Raw genomic sequence first — 17,080 nt, 5'->3', positions numbered from 1 at the left:
TTTGCCGTCAAAGCAGGCCGCCAGCGTGCAGGTCTGCGCACCCCTGACGAAAGACACGTTGCGAGCGGTATCCCTGCATGCTCGAATCAACGTACTCGCCAGCCCAGAGTTCCGCATGCGCACATGGAGTGATTGCTGGCCGACCAAACTGCGGAACATGCGCGCAGTCGCACTGATCTGGATGTTGTTGTGCGCCACTGCGCATGCCGCGCCACCCACACCGCCATCGACGTCATCGACGCACGTCCAGGTGGGCTACAGCGAAGCGACGGATCTGTTCAACCTGCTGGATAACCTGTCGGACTGGTTGCCGGGCTTTACGGTGCCCGTCTACCGCAGCTACATGGAAGCCCATGGCGGGCTGGATCAGGCGGACCTTGCCGCGCTTGCCGCCTATGCGGATTTCCGCCGCCGCACCTCGGGGCTGGCAAAAGACGACGATCTGGAGTTGGTCGACCGTGTTTTCGCGCCAGACGCCACCCGTGAGGCGGATCCGTTCTCCCGGCATTTCCTGGGGAGCGAAAACTTCGAGGTCTCAGCGAACGCCGCCATTGCAGAACAGTCGGCAGATGACCAGAGACTGTTGCGCGCGTATTTTGCGCGCTTCGTTCCGCGTGCCAGTCGTTTGATCGCAGTTGCACCCCGTTTCGAGCAACAGATGCGCGTGCTGAGCGAGGAGCTGTCCAACCCCGCCGTTTCCCGGTTGGCATCGCAGATGCGTGATTTCTTTGCGGTGCCGGAACCTCCGGTATTCGAGGCACGATTCGTGTGGTGGCCGGAGATGGATACCACCCAGGCCAAAGTGCGTGGACGCACGATGCTGCTCTATTCGCAGCACGATGCGCCCAGCGGCACGGCATCGATGGACTGGGCACCGATCCTGTTGCACGAGTTGAGTCATTACTTGTCTGCGGGGCAGCCATCCGCGCGCAAACGCATGCTCGCTGCCAACTTCTTGCGGCTGTGTCCGAGTGCGGCCACCTTGCGCAACCCGCTCAACACGCTGGAAGAGCCATTGGCGATTTACTGGGGGCAGTATCGATTTGAACACGCGGTACGTGGACGTGCGTTGCCGATGGCGTCGCAGTGGTATATCCAGGCGGATGCCGATCGCGCGGCGAAGGCGATCGCAGCTTCTTACCCGGCAAGCGGGGCGGTGCCGCTGCTCGATGACAGCGCATTGCTGGCGGCTGCTGCATCGGCCTGCAAGCAGATAGGGATGGAAACCAAAGCCGATTAAAGCGGCTAACAAAACGCGTGTAGAGCGGTTGATTTGTGGCTTGGCTGTGGTGTCCTTGCCCGCCCACCATCGCGGGACACGCTGCAAGTACGTCCTTGTAAGCTCTTACGCGGCATCCATGCCGCGTAAGGTCCCGCAACGGTGGGCGGGCAAGGACCAGTCGGGATGGTCGGTGTGCGTAGCTATTCTCAAAGCAACCAGCAAACTGTCTGGTGAGGACATCGCGCCCTCGACTGACCCAGCTTTTGACCTAAGCTTTTGACTGCGTTTAACCGCCGCCGCGACCGAAATCTCGGTTGTCCCTGGAGTGGTTGAATAGTGTGGCGGATAGATCAGTTGTAGAGCTGATGTCTGCAGCTTGGCTGGTGGGCCCTTGCCCGTCCACCACCGCGGGACACGCCGCAAGTACGTCCGTGTAGGCTCTTACGCGGCATCCATGCCGCGTAAGGTCCCGCGACGGTGGGCGGGCAAGGACCAGTCGGGATGGTCGGTGTGCATGGTTGCGAGCAGTGCACACAGCCTGCCGACGGCGTGCGGTATAGCGCGCTGTCGGAGGGCGAACTCAGCCAAGAATTCCCGGCAAATCCAGCCCTTTTTCCTTCGCGCAGTCGGTGGCGATGGCATAGCCGGCATCGGCGTGGCGCATCACGCCGGTGGCCGGGTCGTTCCACAGCACGCGTTCGATCCGCTTGTCGGCCGCTTCGCTGCCGTCGCAGACGATCACCATGCCGGCGTGCTGCGAGAACCCCATGCCGACGCCGCCGCCGTGGTGCAGCGACACCCAGGTGGCGCCGCTGGCAGTGTTGAGCAGGGCGTTGAGCAGCGGCCAGTCGGAGACCGCATCGGAGCCATCGGCCATGGCTTCGGTTTCGCGGTTGGGCGAGGCGACGCTGCCGGAATCCAGATGGTCACGGCCGATGACCACCGGCGCCTTCAATTCGCCGCTGCGCACCATCGCGTTGAAGGCCAGACCCAGTCGATGCCGGTCGCCCAGACCGACCCAACAGATGCGCGCAGGCAGGCCCTGAAAGGCGATCTTTTCGGCGGCCATGTCGAGCCAGCGATGCAGATGCGCATCGTCGGGAATGAGTTCCTTGACCTTGGCATCGGTTTTGGCGATGTCTTCCGGATCGCCACTGAGCGCGACCCAGCGGAACGGGCCGACGCCGCGACAGAACAGTGGCCGGATGTAGGCGGGCACGAAGCCGGGGAAGTCGAACGCGTTGTCGACGCCTTCTTCCAGTGCCATCTGGCGCAGGTTGTTGCCGTAATCCACGGTGGGCACGCCCAGCGCGTGGAAGGTGAGCATGGCGCGGATGTGGCTGGCCATCGACTCGCGCGCGGCTGCTTCCACTTCCTTGGGCGCGCTCACGCGCTTTGCGTCCCATTCTTCCACGCTCCAACCCTGCGGCAGGTAGCCGTTGACCGGGTCGTGCGCGGAGGTCTGGTCGGTCAGCAGGTCCGGCTTGATCCCGCGTAGCAGCAGCTCGTCGAGCACATCGGCCACGTTACCGAGCAGGCCGACCGACAGCGGCTTCTTCGCCGTGCACGATTCCTCGATCAGGCGCAGCGCCTCGTCCAGCGAGTCGGTCCAGGTGTCCAGATAGCCGGTGCGCAGGCGCATGTCGATGCTGGAACGGCGGCATTCCACCGCCAGGCACGAGGCGCCGGCCATCACTGCGGCCAGCGGCTGCGCGCCACCCATGCCGCCGAGGCCGCCGGTGAACAGCCACTTGCCGGCCAGGTTGCCGCCGTAATGCTGGCGGCCCATCTCCACGAACGTTTCGTAGGTGCCTTGCACGATGCCTTGCGCACCGATGTAGATCCAGCTGCCGGCGGTCATCTGGCCATACATCGCCAGACCTTTTTTATCGAGTTCGTTGAAGTGATCCCAGGTGGCCCAGCGCGGCACCAGGTTGGAGTTGGCGATCAGCACGCGCGGCGCATCGGGATGGGTGCGAAACACGCCGACCGGCTTGCCGGATTGCACCAGCAAGGTCTGGTCGTCGTCCAGGCGGGTGAGTGCGGCGACGATCGCATCGAAGGATTCCCAATCGCGCGCGGCGCGGCCGATGCCGCCGTACACCACCAGTTCCTGCGGGCGCTCGGCCACGTCCGGGTCCAGGTTGTTCATCAGCATGCGCAGCGGCGCTTCGGTGAGCCAGCTCTTGGCGGTGAGCGTGGTGCCGGTGGCGGCGCGGATGACGCGGGTTGCATCGTGACGGGTCATGCCGGGTTCCTTGCAATCAACGGTGCGCCGCAGGCGGCGTGGTGTCGGAGGAGGGGGGTGTTGCGTTGGCGAAGTGCAGGCAGGTCAGCAGCACGTGCCGCAGTACGGCGCGTAATGCCACTGCGTGCGCGGGATGCCACGGCGTGGGCCAGGTGTCTGGCGTGATGTCGTCGGGCTCGCGCATGTAACCGCGGCAGGCCAGCTCCATCTGCAGCGTATGCACACCGCGCTCGGGCTGCGCGTAGTGGCGGGTGATCCAGCCGCCCTTGAAACGCCCGTTGCGCACGGTGCTGGAGCCACTGCTGCGGCAAAGCCGTTCCACCGCATCGACCAGGTCTGGATCGCAACTGCGGTCGTCATTGCTGCCGATGTTGAACTGCGGCAACTCACCGTCGAACAGATGTGGAATATGCGAGCGGATCGAATGCGCGTCATAGACCACGATCTTTGGGTGTTGCGCGTGCAGGCGCGCAATCTCGGTGTCGAGCGCAGCGTGATAAGGATCGAACCAGCGCGTGCGGCGTCGCTCGATCTGCGCCTGATCAGGTGCGTCACCGTCTGCGTACAACGGCTGATTGTCGAAGGTGGTCAGCGGGCACAGGCCGGTGGTGTTCTGGCCCGGATACAACGATGCGCCGCTCGGGTCGCGGTTGACGTCTATCACCGAGCGCGAGATCGCGGTGCGCACGGTGGTGGCACCGAGCGATTGCGCGAAGTCGTACAGCTGATGCACCCACCAATCGGCATCGCGGCGCGCCAGCCACGGCGACACGAATCGATCGGCCACGTCGTCCGGCAGCTCGGTACCGGTATGCGGGAAGCTGACGATCAGTGGCGCATCGCCGCGGTGAACTTCGAGCCATGGCAGGGCGCTCATCGTTGCGTGCCTTGCATCAGTGCAATCGCCGAGACGTCTTGATAGCGCGATTGGGTCTTGTCGGCCTGCCGATTCATGCGTCCTGCTCCACGCCCGGCAATGCCATCGCCACCGCATGCGCCAGTGCGCCCGAGCGTACCAACGCGCTGGCAGCCAGCATGTCGGGATGGAAGTAGCGGTCGTCCTGCAGCGTGGGTACGTGCGCGCGCAGCAGTGCGCGTGCGGCTTCCAACGCGGCGCTTGAGCGTAGCGGCGCATGGAAGTCGCAGCCCTGCACCGCAGCCAACAGCTCGATGCCAATCACATGCGTGGCGTTCTCTGCCATCGCCAACAAGCGACGTGCGCCGTGCGCTGCCATCGACACATGATCTTCCTGATTGGCCGAGGTCGGAATCGAATCGACACTGGCCGGATACGCGCGCTGCTTGTTCTCCGACACCAAGGCGGCAGCGGTGACCTGCGGAATCATGAAGCCCGAATTCAAGCCCGGGCGCGGGGTGAGAAATGCAGGCAGGCCGGACAAGGCCGGGTCGACCAGCATCGCGGTGCGGCGTTCGCTGATCGAGCCGATTTCGCAGACCGCCATCGCCAGCATGTCGGCCGCAAAGGCCACCGGTTCGGCGTGGAAGTTGCCGCCCGACAAGGCCTCGCCGGTCTCGCTGAACACCAACGGATTATCGGACACGCCATTGGCCTCGATCTCCAGCGTGCGCGCGGCCTGACGCATGATGTCCAGCGCCGCACCCATCACCTGCGGCTGGCAGCGCAGACAGTACGGATCCTGCACGCGTACATCGCCGAGCCGGTGCGATTCGCGAATGCTCGAATCGGCCATCAGCGCGCGCAGCGCTGCAGCGGTGGCAATCTGCCCAGGCTGCCCGCGCAGGGCATGGATGCGCGCGTCGAACGGCGTATCCGAGCCCTTTGCCGCTTCCACCGACAAGGCGCCAGTGACCAGCGCGGCCTGCAGCACGGTTTCGATCTCGAACAAACCGGCCAATGCGCAGGCAGTGGAAAACTGGGTACCGTTGAGCAGCGCCAGGCCTTCCTTTGCGACGAGCACGCGCGGCTGCAACTGCGCCTGTGCGAGCGCCTCGGCGGCAGGTAAGCGTTGCTCGCCGACGAAGGCCTCGCCAACGCCGATCATCACCGCCGCCAGATGCGAGAGCGGCGCCAGATCGCCGGAGGCGCCGACCGAGCCCTGGCACGGCACCACCGGCGTGATGCCACGGCGCAACATCGCGTCCAGCAACGCCAACGTGTCCGGCTGAACGCCGGAGGCGCCTTGGGCCAGGCTGGTGAGCTTGAGCGCCATCATCAGCCGCACCACCGGCACCGGTGTGGGTTCGCCGACACCGGCCGCATGCGACAGCACGATATTGCGTTGCAGGGTCTGCAGGTCCTCGCGCTCGATGCGCACGCTGGCCAGTTTGCCGAAGCCGGTATTGACGCCGTAGACCGGCTCGCCGCGCGCGACGATGGCCTCCACCGTCTGCGCGCTGCGCAGTACGGCGGCTGCGCAAGTGTCGTCCAACACGACCTCGGCGCCGCGATACAACGCACGCCATTGCGCCAGGGTGACCTGGCCGGGCTGCAAGACAACAGAACTCATGACGACTCCGGATTCAGCAGGAATGCCCGCGCCAGACGCGGGCATGAAGTGGGTTGAAGCCCATGCGGTAGACCAGATCGGCCGGCGCGTCGATGTTCCAGATCGCCAGGTCGCAGTGCATGCCGGCGCGCAGCCGGCCAAGCCGCTCGCTGCGTCCGAGCGCACGTGCCGCCTCGCGGGTAAAACCGGCGATGCATTCGTTCACGGTCATGCGGAACAAGGTGGCGGCCATATTCATCGCCAACAACGGACTGGTCAGCGGCGAGGTGCCTGGATTGCAGTCGGTGGCCAGGGCCAGCGGCACGCCGGCGGCGCGCAACGCAGCGATCGGCGGCAGCTGGGTGTCGCGGGTGAAATAGAACGCGCCCGGCAACAGCACCGCCACCGTGCCGGCGCTGGCCATCGCGGCAACGCCGTCGCTGTCCAGATATTCGATGTGATCGGCCGACAGCGCGCCATAGCGTGCGGCCAACGCTGCGCCGTGCTGGTTGCTCAGTTGTTCGGCATGAATCTTGATGCCCAAGCCGTGTGCTTGTGCGGCGACGAACACCTGTTCGGCCTGCGCGGGCGAGAACGCCAGGTGCTCGCAGAACACGTCCACCGCCTCGGCAAGACCTTGCCCGGCAATGGCCGGAATCATCTGCGTGCAGACCGCGTCGATATAGGTCTGCGCATCGCTGCCCGGTGGCACCGCATGGGCGCCCAGAAACGTCGGCACCACTTCGACCTTGCGCAGCGCGGCGAGCTGGCGTGCCACGCGCAGCTGTTTGGTTTCGTCCTCCAGCGTGAGCCCGTAGCCGGATTTGATTTCCAGCGTGGTCACGCCTTCGGCAAGCATCGCGTCCAGGCGTGGCAGGCTGGCGGCCAGTAACGCTGCATCGTCGGCAGCGCGGGTTGCGCGCACCGTGGCCACGATGCCGCCGCCGGCTGCGGCAATCTCGGCATAACTGGCACCGCGCAGGCGTTGCTCGAATTCGTTGGCGCGATTGCCCGCGTACACCAGATGGGTGTGGCAATCGATCAGGCCGGGGCCGATCCAGCGGCGCTGGCAATCGTGCGCGGTGTCCGGCTCCAGCGCCGGGGCCTGTGTGGCCGGGCCGGCATAGGTGATGCGGCCTTCCTGGCAGGCAACAACGCCATCGTCCACGATGCCCAGGCCGCCATCGGCGGCGTCCAGTGTCATCAGTTGCGCGTTGTGCCAGAGGACGTCGCAATGCATGGCGCAGGCTCGTGGTGTCTGATATGTATATACAATAGAACCGGCAATCGAGGGTGTCCAGTGGCAGACCAACAGGTGCAGGCGTTGTGGGCGGCGCGGGCGCTTTTGCCCGATGGCTGGGCCAGCGGTGTGCGGATCGCGCTGGCGCAGGGGCGCATCGCCTCGGTGCAGACCGATACTGCAGTGGCCGCCACCGATACCCGTGTCGAGGTGCTGCTGCCCGGGTTGGGCAACCTGCACAGCCACGCGTTCCAGCGCGGCATGGCCGGCCTGACCGAAGTGGGCGGGCGCAGCGGCGACAGTTTCTGGAGCTGGCGCGAGTTGATGTATCGCTTCGTCGACCGGCTAAACCCGGACAGCCTGCAGGCGATCGCCGAACAGGCCTATGTGGAAATGCTCGAAAGCGGCTTCACCCGCGTCGGCGAATTTCATTATCTGCACCACAGCCCCAGCGGCGCTGCGTATGCGCAGGCCGGCGAAATGTCCGAGCGCATCGCCGCCGCCGCCGCCAACACCGGCATCGGGCTGACGCTGCTGCCGGTGTTCTATGCGCATTCGGATTTCGGCGGTGTCGCGCCGAGTACAGCGCAGCGTCGCTTGATCCACGACATCGATGGCTTCGCACGCTTGCTGGACGACTGCACGCGCAGCCTCAAGGCCTTGCCCGATGCGGTGCTCGGGCTGGCGCCGCACAGCCTGCGCGCGGTCACGCCAGAACAACTGGCTGCGTTGGTGCCGCTCACTACTGGCCCGATCCACATCCATATCGCCGAGCAGCAGCGCGAGGTGGATGCGTGTCTGGCCTGGTCGGGCATGCGCCCGGTGCAGTGGCTGCAGGCTAACGCGTCTGTGGATGCGCGCTGGTGTCTGGTGCACGCCACGCATGTGGATGCGGGCGAACTGCAGGCGATCGTCGATAGCGGTGCGGTGGTCGGGCTGTGCCCGATCACCGAGGCGAATCTGGGCGACGGGCTGTTCCCGATGCAGGCATTCGCCGCTGCGGGCGGGCGTTTCGGCGTGGGTTCGGATTCGAATGTCTTGATCGATGCGGCCGAAGAACTGCGCCTGCTCGAATACGGCCAGCGCCTGCAATTGCAGGCGCGCAATGTGCTGGCACAAGGTGGCGTTTCCAGTGGGCGCTGGTTGTTCGGTCAGGCCGGCGATGGCGCGGCGCAGGCCTTGGGTATTGCGCACAGCGGCATTCGTGTCGGCGCCTCGGCCGATCTGTTTGAGCTGTATCTCACCCATCCGGCGCTGCTGGCGCGCAGCGACGATGCCTTGCTCGACAGTTGGCTGTTCGCCGCACGCGGCAGCGCCGTGCGCACTGTCTGGCGCGCCGGGCAACAGGTGGTGCGCGACGGGCAGCATGTGGATCGCGCGCGCATTGCCACGCGTTTTGCCGGCGTTTTGCGATCGCTGCTGAGCAACTGAGCGGATGCGCGCACAATGCGGGTCTGACCGGAGACCTGCTTTGACCGCCCACCCCATTGCCGCGCCCGGCACCCTGCATCAACGCATCCGTCAGGATCTGGAACAACGCATCCACAGCGGCGACTGGCCGCCCGGTCACCGCGTGCCGCCCGAACACGAGTTGATGACGCAGTACGGCTGTTCGCGCATGACGGTCAACAAGGTGCTCGGGCTGCTCGCCGACGCCGGCATGATCGAACGTCGCCGCCGCACCGGCTCGTTCGTGGCGCGGCCGCATCCGCATCTGGAACAGGTGGCGCTGTCGATCCCGGATATCGAAGTGGAGATGACCGCGCGCGGCCATGCCTATCGGTTTTCGTTGTTGTCGCGGCGACTGCGCAACCTGCGTCAGCGCGTGCCGCAGGAACGCGCCCTGGGCAGCACCGGCAAGGTCCTGGCGCTGGAAAGCGTGCACCTTGCCGATGGCAGCCCGTTCGCGCTGGAGCAACGCGTGATCGATACCACCACGGTGCCGGAGGCGTTATTGCAATCGTTCACCGATGTGGCGCCGGGCAGTTGGTTGTTGCGCAACGTGCCATGGACGCGCGCCGAACATCGCATCAGCGCGGTCAATGCCGACGCCGCGCAGGCGCAACGCCTGCAGGTGGACGATGGCGCCGCATGTCTGGTGATCGATCGCCACACCTGGCGCGGCGATCAACCGGTCACCTACGTGCGTCAGTGGTTTCTTGGCGGCTCGTACGATCTAGTGGCGCGGTTTGCGCCAGGAATGCGCTGAGATTCGCAGCGGCTGACCAACGCGCCAATCACCCACTCAAATCGTCGTGCACTGACGCCAACGCACCGGTTCGTCCAGACCTGTGCGCGGGTTGAGTTGCACGCGCACGGTGCGCAGGTACGGGTAGCGCTCCAGTTCGCGGCAGATCAGCGGCCATGCGGCAGCGTCTTCGACCGTGCGGTCCACCGCCAACGTTGCCTGAGTGATCCAGATCCCGCGGAGTAGACCGGGCGTCTGGGCGAGCGCTTTGGAAACCTCGCGTTGATAGCCTTGCATGGTCGCTGCATCCGGTTCCTTCCCGCTTGCGAATGGCATGGCTGCCGGGGCCGATGCAGTTGTCGGCGCTGCCTGCGACGTAGCAGCAGCCGGGGCAGCGGAAGGCGCAGCACGCACAGATGCGGCAACCGGTGGGGGCGGTGTAATTGCAGTCTGCGTCAGCGCCGCTTCCGGCAGCGCCGGCTGCAGTGCCAGCACAGCGACCAGCGCCAAGGTTGCCAACGCCACACCGGCAATGACGCTGTGGCGGATCGCGCGGCGCCTTGCCATGCCGACCACGCCGGTTTCCATGTCGCCGGGCAGGTAGGGTTTGAGCAGTGGCCACAGGCGCGTGCCGTCCAGCACTTCGATTGATTGCTTGTCGGCGGCCGCGATGCCTTCGCGCTCCATGCGGCCTTCGGTCACCATCACGCCGCCGCCGGCACCGGCCAGCCGCGCCATCGCGCCCAACTCGTTGACCGCCGCCACGCCGATGCGATAACCGCGCCCGTGCTTGCACGCAACCAGGCGGGTGCCGTGGTCGGTCTGCATCATGAAATCGGCGGTGGGCAGGCCGTCCTGCGGCAACCGGGTCGGTTGCCAACCGCGTTGGTCCTGCAGCACGCGCAGCACCAGGGCGGAAAAATCACGCCAATGCATCGCGGCCAGGGCGCGCACGCCCTCGGTGGTTTCGTCGGCGCGACGCGGCACCAGCCAGACATAAGCGCACACCGCCAGCCACAGCAAGAGGGCGGCCAACAGCGCCAAAATCCAGGAAGGCATCAGCATCAAACGAAGTTATGGCGCGTATAACGAAATGGTGCGCCTAGAAGAATCCCTCGCGGCAGATTCGTCAATGGATCGCGCGCGGCGAACTCACGAGCCGTGATCCAGATAGCGAAAGACCCGCCAGTCCGAAGCCGTGAGGGGAGGGGAGCAAACGGACTTCGTGTTACAGGACTGGCGGGTCCTTCTCGATTGTGTGGAAAATCATGCTGCTTTGCAACATTGTCCGGGTGCCGCTTATTCGCCGTCGAACGCAGCGGTGTTTCCGGTCGAGGTACTGCCTGGCGTGGTTGATCCAGTGCCGGCCGTGTCGCTGCTGGCAGCCTGGGCCGCTTGATTGGCGGTACGGTTGGCGCGCTTGGTGGCGGCGGTATTGGCGCGCACCTGGGCCTTCAACGATTCCACTTCTCGACGCAGGTTTTCCAGCTCGTCCTGCTCGGGGATGTTGAGGGTGCGCAGCACGCCCTTGACGCGTTCGTCGAAGGCCTTGCCCAGCCGGTCCCAGCCACGCACGGCGGTGTCGCGTGCCTGCTCGAACTGGGTTTCCACCTCTTCGCGCAGTTCATCGACGCTTTCGCTGGCCTTCTGCTGGCCCGTGCGCTCATAGGCCGCGCCCTCGCGAACCAGGGAATCGAACAATTTGCCGCCCTCGGTCTGGACGCGACCCAGCGCGCCGAGCCCGGCCAGCCACACCGTCTGTGCCGATTCGCCAAGCCGGCGCGAAATCTGCTCTGCCTGCGCCTGGAACCCATGGGCCGCGTTGTTGCGGTTGCCGTTCTGATCGTATCCGGTCGTCATGCGATGCTCCTGTAGGTTGCTAAAGCGACGTTGCTTTCACCCTAGTGCCGACGCTGCATCGGGCAGGTGAAGCATTGCCTGCTGGCGTCTATCTAGGTCATGTGTGCGCGAGACGCGTTTTCAAGCATCCGCGCATCCAGCGCGATGCGGGTGACTTGGCGCTGAAGGGCCGGCACTTTCAGCGCGGCCTGCTCAAGTTCGCAGGCCCCAGGCTTGGCCCGCTTGGGGCAAGGACGATCAGACCGGCCTGCTCAGGCGAGTTTTTCGCTCAGCAAACGCCGGATTTCCGATTCCACCATCGGCTGCACCGCCGACAACAGAAAGCCAAGCTCGGCGGTGACATGCACCTGCTGCGGCAGCAAGGCGATCGCCCCGTCCACACCGGCACGCGCGATGCGCAAGGTGTCGCCTTCCCAGTGCGAAGCGATGCCGTAGCGATCGGTCAGTTTGCGTGCCGCCTCGTCGATCGCTTCGCGGGCCTGGGCCAGCGTCAAGGAATGGTCGTGGCGGATATCGATGCTGGACATGGCGTGGATAGGTGAGACGAAAGGAGCGCGCATTGTGCGCATGCGCGGGCCAGGCTCCAAGTGCGCATGCTTGCAGCGGACCAGGAACGACGCGCAAACACTGCGCCTGTTGGGCGGACGCCGGTCACGTTGTTGGCCGCTGCAAGGGGCAGACCTGCTAGGCTACGGCGGGTGCGCGATCTGCAAGTTCATTTCACTCACCGGCAGCAGCCGGATCATTCTCTCAAGCCCGGCGTCCACCGGATCGTACGTCATGCCTCCGGCAGCGTGCGGGTGGTGGACGATGCGCAGGGCGCATTGTTGTTGGCGCAGTTCTGTCTGGACCAGCGCGGCCTGTGGCTGCAGGTGGCCAACGGAATCCGCGGCATCCATGTCAACGGACGCCCGGTACGCCGCATGGCACTGCTGCGTCCCGGCGATGCGATCTACGCCGACGGCGTTGAGATGCTGCTGCGCAGTGCGCCGTCGAGCGCGCCGGCCAACGACGTGCCAGAGGACGACGCCGGCCTGAGCGAGGTCTGTCTGTTGTTGCGCGGGCTGGGTGGTCGTCATCACGGGCGCAGCTTCACGCTGGATCGCTCACGGCTGGTCGGCAGCGACCCGGCCGCAGACATCGTTATCGACGACCCGGCCTTTGCGGCCCAGCATGCGCGCCTGGAACGCCACGGCGACCGCGTGCTGATCCGCGATCTGGGTTCGGAAGAAGGCAGCTGGATCAATGGCGTGCAGGTGCGCGACGGCTGGCTGCAGGCCGGCGACCAGGTCGTATTCGATGCCCGCCACCGGTTTGTCGTCGAGGTACCGCGTACCCATCACGGCACCACCTGGGATATCCCCGACACCGAGCCGTTGCCACCGCCGCGCGCCACCACCGAACCGACGCGTGCGCCGGTCAAGGTCGCGCGCTGGCCGTGGCTGCTGCTCAGCGCGGTGCTGCTGGCGGCGGCGCTGAGCGCCTTGCTGTGGTTCGGCGCGCGCTGAGTTTTTTCCAGACCCGCCAGCCCAGCAGGACGGCAAGAATCCCGGCGTACAGCGCCGGCTCGCGGATATCGGATTTCACCAGCCACCAGAAATGCAGCACCGCCAACAACCCGATCGGGTAGATCAGCATGTGCAGGCGGCCCCAGTTGCGCTTGAGCCGACGCATCCAGCCCTGGGTGGAGGTGATCGCCAACGGCAGCAGCAACAACCAGGCCGTGAAGCCGACGGTGATGTAAGGACGCTTGATAATCTCTTCGAAGATCTGCGTCCAGAAGCCGCGCAGATCCAATGTCAGGTAGGCCGCCAGATGCACGCTGGCGTAGAAGAATGCGTACAGCCCGAGCATGCGGCGGAAGCGGATCAGTACCGCCTGGCCGGTGAGCTGGCGCAGTGGCGTGACTGCCAAGGTGATCAACAGGAAGCGCAGCGCCCATAGCCCGGCGCGGTGCTCGATCTCGGCGACCGGATCGGCGCCCAGCGCATCGCTGCCGGTTTGCCACACCTGCCAGAACTGCCAGCCGAGCAATGCGATCGGCGCCAACGCGGCCGCATGCAGCAGCGTTTTGGCAGCGATGAGGGAGGTGGATGTCTTGGCCATGCGATCTCAGAAAAGGAAGCGATGCCGCGCGGGTGCCATGCCTGCATCGTAGGAGCGCACCTGGGCGCGACGGGCATTACCAGGAAAGCCCGTCGCGCCCGGGTGCGCTCCTACGATAGGTCGATATCAGATCGTTTGTTGCCTAGAACCACTTCTTCAAATCCATCCCCGCGTACAACGAAGCGACCTGATCCGCATAGCCGTTGAACGGCTTGGTCGCGATGCGCTCGGCGAACAACTTGCTGGCGGTGCCGGCGATACGGCGCTCGGTCTTCTGGCTCCAGCGCGGATGGTCCACCGCCGGATTGACGTTGGAAAAGAATCCATATTCGGACGGCTGCAGATCGTGCCACGCGGTCTCGGGCATCTTCTCGACGAAGCGGATTTCCACGATCGACTTGATGCTCTTGAAGCCGTATTTCCACGGCACCACCAGCCGCAACGGCGCGCCGTTCTGCTGCGGCAGCGGCTTGCCGTACAGGCCGGTGGCCAGCAGGGTCAGCGGGTGCATCGCTTCGTCGATGCGCAGGCCTTCGCGATACGGCCAGTTGATCGAGCGGTAACGCACGCCGGGCATCTGCTGCGGGTCGGCCAACGTGGTGAACGCCACGTACTTGGCCTTGGAGGTCGGCGCAAAGCGCTTGAGCACCTCGCCCAGCGGTACGCCGGTCCACGGAATCACCATCGACCAGCCTTCCACGCAGCGCAGCCGGTAGATGCGTTCTTCTGCAGGGATGCCCTTGAGCAATTCGTCCAGTGACAGGCTGCCCGGCTTTTCGCACTCGCCGCTGACCTTCACCGACCACGGCGACAGCTTCAAGGTCTTGGCGGCCTTCGAAGGGTCGGTCTTGTCGGTGCCGAATTCGTAGAAATTGTTGTAGCTGGTGACGTCTTCCAGCCGGGTCAGTTCCTCGGCGGTACGGAAGCCGCTGCGCGCTTGCGCCGGGGTCACCACGGTCTTGGGCGGAGGCGTCGGGTCGGCCTCGGCGCACCCGGCCACGCCCAGCGCCGGGGTCAGCGCGAACAGCTGCAGCAGCCGGCGCCGGTCGCGGTAAACGGCCTCATCGGTGATCTCGCTGGACGGCGTCTTCAAGACATCGCGAAGGGACATGGCTCGCTCCTGACAGTGGCTGCAGATGAGAATAACGGACCACGGCGACGGTGCTGCCCATGGACGCTGCAAAACCATACGTCGGCGTCGGTGAGAAGGATGCAGCTGCAACTTTTCTGCAACGCTGCCAAGGCCGATGCGCTGCGGCATACTAGAAGGCTAGCTCGACAAGGTGTGCCATGACACGCGCGTTCAATTTCAGTGCCGGCCCTGCGACATTGCCGGAATCGGTCCTGCGGCAGGCGCAGGCGGAGATGGTCGAGTGGAACGGCGTCGGCGCCTCGATCGTGGAAATCAGCCACCGCAGCGCCGATTTCATGGCCGTGGCGGCCGCGGCCGAAGCCGATCTGCGCACCCTGTTGTCGATTCCCGACGACTACGCAGTGCTGTTCACTGCCGGTGGCGCCACCACCATTCAGGCGCTGCTACCGCTGAATTTCGCCGCGCCCGGTCAGGCCGCCGATTATGTGATCAGCGGGCACTGGGGCAAGACCGCGATCAAGCAGGCCGCGCCTTATGTGGATGCACGGATCGCTGCCGACGGCCAGGCGGAAGGCTTCACCGATATCCCGCCGGTTGCCAGCTGGACCTTGTCGCCGCACTCGGCCTATGTGCACATCACCGCCAACGAGACCATCCATGGCGTGGAGTTTCGCGACACCCCGGACGTGGGCACGTTGCCGTTGTTCGCCGACTTCAGTTCGTCGATCGCCTCCGAGCCGCTGGACATCTCGCGCTACGGGTTGATCTACGCCGGTGCGCAGAAAAATCTGGGGCCGGTCGGCATCTCGGTGCTGATCGTGCGGCGCGACCTGCTCGAACGTGCCGGCCAGCCGCGCGCGGATATCTTCAACTACGCCTCGCATGCGGCCCGCGATTCGATGCTCAACACGCCGCCGACCTGGAACTGGTATCTGCTCGGCCTCAACGTGAAGTGGATGCTGGAGCAGGGCGGGGTGGCCGAGTTCGCGCGCCGCAATGCGGAGAAAGCCGCGCTGGTGTACGGCGCCATCGATGGCTCCGGCGGCTTCTATCGCAACCTGATCAAGCCCGCCGTGCGTTCGCGCATGAACATCCCGTTCTTTCTGCCCGATGAGCAGCTGGACGCGTTGTTCGTCAGCGAATCCAAGGCGGCCGGCCTGCTGGCGTTGAAGGGGCACAAGGCCGTCGGTGGCTTGCGTGCCTCGCTCTACAACGCGATGCCGGTGGCAGGCGCGCAGGCGCTGGTGAGCTTCATGCATGACTTCCAGCAGCGGCACGGCTGAGTCTTCTCTTCGACCGCGGCAGCTGCCGCGCAGGCGCATGCGCCGTTATTCAAGGAATGCCCAGCGATGGCTCCCAAGTCCAACAAGCCCACCACCGCGACTGGCGGCAAGACCAAGCCGGCGAGTAAATCGGTAGAGAAATCTGCGGAAAAAGTTGCAGGCAAGCTTGCAAAGCCGGCGGTCGCCGCGCCGGTGCTGGCCGACGTGCGCGCCAAGATCGACCAGATCGACCGCACCATCCAGGAGCTGATCGCCGAGCGCGCCAACTTCGCCCATCAGGTCGGCAAGGCCAAGGGCAAGCTCGCCGCAGCGGTGGATTACTACCGGCCCGAGCGCGAGGCGCAGGTGCTGCGCATGGTGGTGGACCGCAACGAAGGCCCGCTCAGCGACGAAGTGCTGGTGCACGTGTATCGCGAAATCATGTCTGCGTGCCTGGCCCAGCAGGAACCGTTGAAGATCGGTTATCTCGGCCCGGAAGGGACCTTCAGCCAACAGGCGGTGCTCAAGCATTTCGGTCGCTCGGCAGTGGGCTTGCCGATGGCGACCATCGAAGAAGTCTTCCAGGAAGTGGAAGCCGGCAACGCCGATTTCGGCGTGGTGCCGGTGGAAAATTCCGGGCAGGGCACCATCCAGGTCACGCTGGACATGTTCCTGACCTCCAACCTGAAGATCTGCGGCGAAGTCGAGCTGCGCGTGCATCAGTACCTGCTCTCGCGCACCGGCCGGATCGAGGACATCGAGCGCATCTACGCACATTCGCAGTCGTTCGCGCAGACGGCCGGCTGGTTGCGTTCGCACCTGCCCAAGGTCGAGAAGCTTGCGGTCTCCAGCAATGCCGAAGGTGCGCGCCGCGCCCGCAATGCCGAAGATGCCGCCGCGATCGGCGGCGAGAGCGCGGCGCACGTGTATGGCTTGAAGAAAGTCATCATGAAGTCGATCGAAGACGACGACGACAACACCACGCGCTTTCTGGTGATCGGCCGGCAGATCTTTCCCTCGTCCGGGCACGACCGCACCTCGGTGCTGGTGTTCATCCACGACAAGCCGGGCGCATTGTTCGACGTGCTCAGCCCGTTCGCGCGGCATGGCATCAGCATGAATCGCATCGAGTCGCGGCCCTCGCATCAGGCCAAGTGGGAGTACGGCTTCTTCATCGACCTGGCCGGCCACGTGGAAGACGAGGCGATGAAGCAGGCGCTGGCCGAACTGGAAGCGCACTCGGCGCAGATCAAGGTGCTGGGCTCGTATCCGGTGGCGATTCCGTAAGCGCTTTTCCTCTAAGCCGGTAACAGCTGACGCGCCGCCATCTGCAAGGTGACGGCGCTATCACACCATTCTTCAAAGCGCATTGCCGTGCATGGCGGTGCCGCAG

At 65.2% G+C, this 17,080-nt stretch carries 15 protein-coding genes; 6 read left to right on the top strand and 9 right to left on the bottom strand.

What is annotated here, in order from left to right:
* Nucleotides 1-157: 157 nt before the first annotated feature.
* Complete coding sequence (locus tag XcyCFBP4188_RS09050) at nt 158-1,240, top strand: hypothetical protein (protein ID WP_104591976.1); 1,083 nt, start codon at nt 158-160, stop codon at nt 1,238-1,240.
* 562 nt (nt 1,241-1,802) lie between these two features.
* On the opposite strand, the gene hutU is transcribed toward XcyCFBP4188_RS09050, so the two are convergent.
* The 4 genes from hutU to hutI all read right to left on the bottom strand — a co-directional run bounded on the left by hutU (nt 1,803) and on the right by hutI (nt 7,178).
* Nucleotides 1,803-3,470, bottom strand: a complete 1,668-nt coding sequence (gene hutU, locus XcyCFBP4188_RS09045) for a urocanate hydratase (RefSeq protein ID WP_104591975.1) — start codon at nt 3,468-3,470, stop codon at nt 1,803-1,805.
* A gap of 16 nt (nt 3,471-3,486) precedes the next feature.
* A complete protein-coding gene (gene hutG / locus XcyCFBP4188_RS09040) occupies nt 3,487-4,347 on the bottom strand; it encodes an N-formylglutamate deformylase (RefSeq protein WP_104591974.1) in 861 nt (286 codons plus the stop codon).
* A gap of 73 nt (nt 4,348-4,420) precedes the next feature.
* Complete coding sequence (gene hutH, locus XcyCFBP4188_RS09035; protein ID WP_428977235.1) at nt 4,421-5,959, bottom strand: histidine ammonia-lyase; 1,539 nt, start codon at nt 5,957-5,959, stop codon at nt 4,421-4,423.
* 13 nt (nt 5,960-5,972) lie between these two features.
* The gene (hutI, locus tag XcyCFBP4188_RS09030) at nt 5,973-7,178 is read right to left on the bottom strand and encodes an imidazolonepropionase (RefSeq protein WP_006451101.1); all 1,206 of its coding nucleotides are present in this window, start codon (nt 7,176-7,178) and stop codon (nt 5,973-5,975) included.
* Between the two features lie 60 nt (nt 7,179-7,238).
* On the opposite strand from hutI, the gene XcyCFBP4188_RS09025 reads away from it, so the two are divergent.
* Together XcyCFBP4188_RS09025 and hutC are read left to right on the top strand one after the other, a co-directional pair.
* Nucleotides 7,239-8,609: a formimidoylglutamate deiminase gene (locus XcyCFBP4188_RS09025; protein ID WP_104591972.1), complete on the top strand. Its 1,371-nt coding sequence runs from the start codon at nt 7,239-7,241 to the stop codon at nt 8,607-8,609.
* Between the two features lie 4 nt (nt 8,610-8,613).
* Nucleotides 8,614-9,387 carry a histidine utilization transcriptional repressor HutC gene (gene hutC / locus XcyCFBP4188_RS09020; RefSeq protein ID WP_074065984.1) on the top strand — a complete coding sequence of 258 codons (774 nt, stop codon included), beginning with the start codon at nt 8,614-8,616 and terminating at the stop codon, nt 9,385-9,387.
* A 36-nt stretch (nt 9,388-9,423) separates the two neighbouring features.
* Here hutC and XcyCFBP4188_RS09015 read toward each other — a convergent pair whose 3' ends face one another.
* From XcyCFBP4188_RS09015 to XcyCFBP4188_RS09005, 3 genes are all read right to left on the bottom strand, one after another.
* Nucleotides 9,424-10,431, bottom strand: a complete 1,008-nt coding sequence (locus tag XcyCFBP4188_RS09015) for a restriction endonuclease (protein WP_167393519.1) — start codon at nt 10,429-10,431, stop codon at nt 9,424-9,426.
* A gap of 234 nt (nt 10,432-10,665) precedes the next feature.
* Nucleotides 10,666-11,226: a phasin family protein gene (locus tag XcyCFBP4188_RS09010; RefSeq protein ID WP_006451097.1), complete on the bottom strand. Its 561-nt coding sequence runs from the start codon at nt 11,224-11,226 to the stop codon at nt 10,666-10,668.
* 251 nt (nt 11,227-11,477) lie between these two features.
* A complete protein-coding gene (locus XcyCFBP4188_RS09005; protein WP_006451096.1) occupies nt 11,478-11,753 on the bottom strand; it encodes a polyhydroxyalkanoic acid system family protein in 276 nt (91 codons plus the stop codon).
* 171 nt (nt 11,754-11,924) lie between these two features.
* On the opposite strand from XcyCFBP4188_RS09005, the gene XcyCFBP4188_RS09000 reads away from it, so the two are divergent.
* Nucleotides 11,925-12,734 (top strand): FHA domain-containing protein, encoded by an 810-nt coding sequence (locus XcyCFBP4188_RS09000; protein WP_023903666.1) that lies wholly within the window; start codon nt 11,925-11,927, stop codon nt 12,732-12,734.
* On the opposite strand, the gene msrQ is transcribed toward XcyCFBP4188_RS09000, so the two are convergent.
* The gene (gene msrQ, locus XcyCFBP4188_RS08995) at nt 12,676-13,332 is read right to left on the bottom strand and encodes a protein-methionine-sulfoxide reductase heme-binding subunit MsrQ (RefSeq protein ID WP_104591971.1); all 657 of its coding nucleotides are present in this window, start codon (nt 13,330-13,332) and stop codon (nt 12,676-12,678) included. The genes XcyCFBP4188_RS09000 and msrQ overlap by 59 nt on opposite strands.
* 142 nt (nt 13,333-13,474) lie before the next feature.
* Nucleotides 13,475-14,443, bottom strand: a complete 969-nt coding sequence (gene msrP, locus XcyCFBP4188_RS08990; protein WP_006451092.1) for a protein-methionine-sulfoxide reductase catalytic subunit MsrP — start codon at nt 14,441-14,443, stop codon at nt 13,475-13,477.
* Nucleotides 14,444-14,622: 179 nt separating this feature from the next.
* Between msrP and serC the strand changes: the two genes are divergently transcribed.
* Together serC and pheA are read left to right on the top strand one after the other, a co-directional pair.
* Complete coding sequence (gene serC, locus XcyCFBP4188_RS08985; protein WP_006451091.1) at nt 14,623-15,708, top strand: 3-phosphoserine/phosphohydroxythreonine transaminase; 1,086 nt, start codon at nt 14,623-14,625, stop codon at nt 15,706-15,708.
* Nucleotides 15,709-15,774: 66 nt separating this feature from the next.
* A complete protein-coding gene (gene pheA, locus XcyCFBP4188_RS08980) occupies nt 15,775-16,974 on the top strand; it encodes a prephenate dehydratase (protein WP_006451090.1) in 1,200 nt (399 codons plus the stop codon).
* The last annotated feature ends 106 nt before the right edge of the window (nt 16,975-17,080 follow it).

This window comes from Xanthomonas hortorum pv. cynarae (genome assembly GCF_002939985.1).
Taxonomy (GTDB): Bacteria; Pseudomonadota; Gammaproteobacteria; order Xanthomonadales; family Xanthomonadaceae; genus Xanthomonas; species Xanthomonas hortorum_D.
The sequence above is the reverse complement of the archived record's forward strand: the minus strand, read 5'-3'. Positions and strand labels throughout refer to the sequence as shown.